The organism is Luteitalea sp. (genome assembly GCF_044337415.1).
Taxonomy (GTDB): Bacteria; Acidobacteriota; Vicinamibacteria; order Vicinamibacterales; family Vicinamibacteraceae; genus Luteitalea.
The window spans coordinates 1-5,244 of sequence record NZ_JBIINP010000257.1; the positions used below are offsets into that span (position 1 = coordinate 1).

Genomic DNA, 5,244 nt, shown 5'->3' on the forward strand with positions numbered 1-5,244 from the left:
CAGGCCGTCCCCACCGCCACGGTTGATGATCGAGGCCGCAGCGGCCACGGTCGCGCCGGCCTGCTGGGCGACGAGCACGGTCTCCATCGTGCTCTTGCCCGTGGTCACGACATCCTCCACCACGAGCACGCGCTCGCCGGGCTGCAGCGCGAAGCCGCGACGCAACGTGAGCGTGCCGTCGACGCGCTCGGCGAAGATGGCGCGCACGCCGAGCGCCCGCCCGACCTCGTGGCCGATGATGAGGCCGCCCATGGCCGGCGACAGCACCACGTCGATGGCGTGACCGGCGGCCTTCACCTTCTCGCCGAGGGCACGACCGAGTGCCTCGGCGTCAGCCGGGTGCTGGAGGATCAGGGCGCACTGCAGGTACCCCGTGGAGTGCAGGCCGGACGACAGGACGAAGTGCCCCTCGAGCAGGGCACCACGCTGGCGGAACAGGTCGAGGACGGATTCAGGATTCATCAGGGTCAGCGTCAGGTCAGGTCAGAGACAGGGGCTTGGGGCTTGGGGCTCGGGAACCAGGGGCGGAGGCTCAGGGACCGCAGGGGCTTCAGCGCCTTCCGAGCTCCCAGCCCCGGTGTCGAGTGCTGTCCGAGCCCCCGCCCCGTGTCGAGCGCTGTCCGAGCCCCCAGCCCCTAGCCCCGTGTTGAGTGCTGTCCGAGCCCCCAGCCCCCAGCCCCGCGCCCGCTACTTCAAGTTGCTCTCGAACAGCTTCAGGATCCGCTTGTACTCGTCGGCCCAGCTGGTGGCTTCCTCGAAGCCGTGGTCCTCGACAGGGTACAGCGCGAGTTCCCAGTGCTCCTTGCGCAGTTCGATCAGCTTCTGCGCCAGGCGGATCGAATCCTGCGCGTGGACGTTGACGTCGACCAGGCCGTGGCAGATGAGGAGCGCGCCCTTCAGCCCGTCGGCAAAGTAGATCGGCGAGCTCCTGCGGTACGCCTCGGCATCCGACTGCGGCAGGTTCAGGATGTTGGCCGTGTACGGGTGGTTGTAGTGCGCCCAGTCGGTCACCGGCCGCAACGCCGCGCCGGCCGCGAACACGTCGGGCGTCGTGAACATCGCCATCAACGTGATGAAGCCGCCGTAGCTCCCGCCATAGAGGCCGACCCGCTTCGGATCGACCTTCTCCTTCGCCACCAGGTACTTCGCGCCATCGACGATGTCGTCGAGGTCCTTGCCGCCCATGTGGCGGTAGATGCCCGTGCGGACGTCGCGGCCGTAGCCCGCGCTGGCGCGGTAGTCGACGTCGAGCACCACGTACCCGCGCGAAGCGAGCAGGTGGTGGAACATGTACTCCCGGTAGTACGTGGACCAGTACTTGTGGGCGTTCTGCAGGTAGCCCGCGCCATGCACGAACAACACGGCCGGCCGCGACGCCTGCCGCTTCGCGCCGACCATCTCCGGCGTGTAGATCCGCGCGTGCAGGACCTGCCCGTCGCGCGCCGGGAAGGTGATCACCTTCGGCTCCAGCCAGCGGTACGTCGACCACTCCGGGTCCGGGCTCGTGGTCACCCGGACCGGCGTGGCGGCGCTCGCGTAGGGCGTCACGTGGACCTCGGGCGGCGTGTTGCCGGTCGAGTGCACGAGGCCGATGGTGCGGCCATCGGGCGACACCTCCCCCAGGTTCGCGCCCGTGCGGGCGGTGAGCCGGGTCGGCGTGCCGCCGTCGATCGGCAGCGCGTACAGGTGACGCTCACCGGGATGCACCTCGGTGGTCGTCAGGTAGAACGTGCGCCGGTCGGTGGACAACGCGACGTCGGTCACCTCCCACGCGCCGCTCGTGAGCGCGCGCGCCTCGCCGCCGGTGGCAGCGTCGAGCGTGTAGAGGTGCATCCAGCCGGTCTTCTCCGACGTGAACCAGAGGCGGTGCCCGCCCGGCAGCCAGCCGTAGCTCGACGGCCCCGGGCCGAACCCCTCGCGCACCCAGGCATCGTCGTGCAGGTGGTCCAGGACGGTGGCCGTGCCGGTCGCGGCGTCGATCTTCACGAGCCAGCGGTCCTTGTTGTCGGTGGCCCGCACCGAGGCGACGGCGATCGTCCCGTCGTCGGACACCTGCGGCATGCTCCAGCGGACCTCCCGCGGCGCCTTCTCGGTCCCACCCGCCCCTGGCAGCGTCGGCCAGATGGCCTTGCGGGTCTGGAGATCGAGGATGGCCAGCATCACCTTCGACTGGGCGTCGCCGACCTTGACGCGGCCCGACAGTGACTCGATGTAGGCCGACTCGGTCACGTAGTCGGGCACGTCGGCGGTCTTCGCGCCGTCGGGGCGCTCGGTGACGATGGCCCACACGACGCGGCCCGAAGGATCGAGCTGCATGTCGGTGGCCGTCTGGCGGGCCTTGAGCTCCAGCTTCGGCAGCGCGTCCTTCTCGCGGCGGGCCTCGTCGCGCTCGCGCCGACGCTTGGTCTCGCGCACGTGCGCGAGCAGGTCGGCTTCCTCCCTGGCGAGGGCCTGCTGGCTGTCGGTCTTCTTCGGGTCCGGCGTCTTCTGACCCGATTCGGCCACCTGCCGGACACCGCCCCCGGTCAGGGGCAGGACGTACAGGCCACCGTCGCGCACGAAGGTCACCTGCGTCTCGTCGCGGGTCCAGCGCGGCGACGACTCGTTGCCGGCCATGCGCGTGAGCTCGGTGCGGGTGCCCGCGACCGTGTCGATGAGGGCGATGTCGCCCCGAGTGGCGGCCAGGACGCGCCGATGCGCGCGGTCCCACTGCCCGAACACGGGTGGGGCGGTCTTGCGTTCCTCGTCCGACAGGCGCCGGAGTCCGGAGCCATCGGCCTGCACGACCCAGGTGGCCGTCTCGTCCTCGCCGCGGACCTGCCACTCGAAGTACAGGCGCGCGCCGTCGCCCGACCACCGGAGCCCCGACGGCGGGTAGCCGACCAGCGCCGGGCCGCGCATGATGCTGTCGATGGTGAGGGGGAACGCGGGCGCCGGGGTCGTGGCGGCTGGCGGACGCGCGGCAGGCGCGGGGGCCTGGGCGGCGACCGGGACCAGCAGGGTGGAGCCGAGCAGGGCAACTCCGGCCAGGGCCGGGGCGAGCAGCAGGGACGGACGAAACAGGGTCATCTGGCTGTGGAGGACGGCTGTGGGCCCGGCGGGGGACGGGGACGCGGTGCGGGCCCGGAGCGTCGAGGCATTGTGCATTTCCCGACCGGAAATGCCAATCAGGCCGGATTGCAGCGAAGAAGGGGTGCCGGGGCGGCCCCGGGAGCGGGGTGGGCGATATACTCCGCGCCGAACCGGGATCCCGGAGGATCCGTCTATTGGTTCGGCCGCATCCCCCGGACATCGCCATCCGTCCCGGCCGGCCGGTTCGAGCTGTTCTCCCAGGAGATGGAGTTGACGTCCGTGATCCCATCGGTTCCCCACACCTTCCGGCGCGGCCTCGCGGCGCTGGCGTTGACCCTCACCGCCACGACGGCCTCGGCGCAAGGTCCGTTGCTGCAGGCGCCGGTGGTCTCGACGCAGCCCCTTGCGGCCACCGGCCCGGTCAGGCGCGTGTCGGTCGACGAAGCCGTGACCATGGCGCTGGAGCAGAACGTGTCGCTCCAGGTGCAGAAGATGAACCCCGGCATCTCGGAACTCGACGTGGTGCAGGCCTATGGCACGTGGCTGCCGGCGCTGACCAGCCAGCTGTTCTACCAGAGCCTCGAACAGCCGGTGAACACGCTCCTGCAGGGCAACGCGCAGTCGTTCAAGCAGGACCAGGTGTTCGGCAACTTCGGCGTGGAACAGGTGCTGCCGACCGGCGCCAACTACTCGGTCGGGTACCAGGCGACGCGTAACGAGAACAACAACCTGTTCGCGACGCTGAACCCGAGCACGCAGGGCAACTTCACGTTCTCGTTCTCGCAGCCGCTGCTCCAGAACCGCACCATCGACGCCACGCGCCAGCAGATCCTCATCAGCAAGAACAACCTCGCCATCAGCGAGATGCAGTTCCGCAACACGGTGGTCAGCACGGTGCGGGCGGTCAAGAACGCCTACTGGGACCTCGTGGTCGCGCAGTCGGCGCTCGAGGTGCAGCGCCAGACGCTGGAGCTGTCGCGCCAGACGCTGGGCGACAACCGCAAGCGCGTCGAGGTGGGCACGATGGCGCCCATCGACATCGTGCAGGCCGAGGCCGAGGTGGCCGCCAACGAGGAGACCGTCATCATCGCCGAGCAGACGGTGGCGCAGGCGCAGGACCAGCTGCGCGCGCTGATCCTCGACCCTCGGACGGCCGACTTCTGGATCACCACGTTCGAGACCGCCGATCCGCCGTCGCTGGCGACCTCGCCGGTCGACGTCGAGGCGGCAGTGCAGAAGGCGATCGCCAACCGCCTCGACCTGCAGCAGGCCCGCAAGCAGCTCGAGAGCAACGACGTCCGCGCCCGTTTCTTCAAGAACCAGGTGCTCCCGAGCCTGACGGCCGACGTCAACTACGGCCTGGCCGGCCTGGGCGGCACCGTCATCACGCGCGGCCCCGGCAACGGCCTGCAGCCCGGTCCGATCATCAGCGAGGACACCCGCCCGTACAGCGAGGTGCTCGGCGACGTCCTGGCGTTCGAGTACCCCACCTGGTCGGTGAGCCTGAACCTCCGCTACCCGATCGGGCGCAACGCCAACCGCGTGAACCTCGAACGGCAGTTGCTGCAGAACGAGCAGACGCTGCTGCAGTTGCGCGACCTCGAGCGCCAGGTGGTGCAGCAGGTGCGCGACCTCGGGCGCCAGGTCAACACGAACCTGAAGCGCGTGGCGACGACCCAGGCAGCCCGTACGCTGGCCGAGCGGCGCCTCGAGGCCGAGCAGAAGAAGTTCGGTGTGGGGCTCTCCACCACCTTCAACGTGCTGCAGGCGCAGCGCGACCTGGCGCAGGCCCGCAACAACGAGCAGCGCGCCATCCTCGACTTCGAGAAGTCGCGCGTCGACTTCGAGGCGTCGCAGGAAGCCTCCGTCTCTGGCGCCGGCGGCGGCAGCGTGACCCTCAGCTCCGCGACCGGCACGGGCAACGCCGCGGCCGGTACCACCACGTCGGTGGCCGGCACCAACCGCACCACCAACACCACCGGCGGCGGGCAGCGCTTCTGACGTCGTCCTTCGACCTTTGGGGCTGGGGGCTCGGGGCTGGAACAGCCTGGAGGCCCCGGCCCTTTCCTTTCTGTGCCTCTTGCCTTCTGCCTCCGAGCCCCCAGCTCCCAGCCCCTATCGACGCCGGCGTCCGGCGTTAAGCGCTAAGCGTCAAGCATCAAGCGCTAGGCG

Annotated in this window: 3 protein-coding genes; 1 reads left to right on the forward strand and 2 read right to left on the reverse strand. The window is 70.1% G+C overall.

All coding sequences use genetic code 11. The features are described 5' to 3' along the window. Positions 1-462: orotate phosphoribosyltransferase (pyrE, locus tag ACIRDX_RS20340; RefSeq protein WP_396627267.1), on the reverse strand; the 462-nt coding region annotated here is incomplete at its 3' end. A 225-nt stretch (positions 463-687) separates the two neighbouring features. Beyond that, positions 688-3,069, reverse strand: a complete 2,382-nt coding sequence (locus ACIRDX_RS20345) for a prolyl oligopeptidase family serine peptidase (RefSeq protein WP_396627268.1) — start codon at positions 3,067-3,069, stop codon at positions 688-690. A 282-nt stretch (positions 3,070-3,351) separates the two neighbouring features. Here ACIRDX_RS20345 and ACIRDX_RS20350 point away from each other — a divergent pair, with 282 nt between their 5' ends. Further along, complete coding sequence (locus ACIRDX_RS20350; RefSeq protein ID WP_396627269.1) at positions 3,352-5,073, forward strand: TolC family protein; 1,722 nt, start codon at positions 3,352-3,354, stop codon at positions 5,071-5,073. The last annotated feature ends 171 nt before the right edge of the window (positions 5,074-5,244 follow it).

Coding starts and splice junctions, on each gene's coding strand:
- ACIRDX_RS20345 (WP_396627268.1), bottom strand. CDS start 3,069: ATGACCCTGTTTCGTCCGTCCCTGCTGCTCGCCCCGGCCCTGGCCGGA.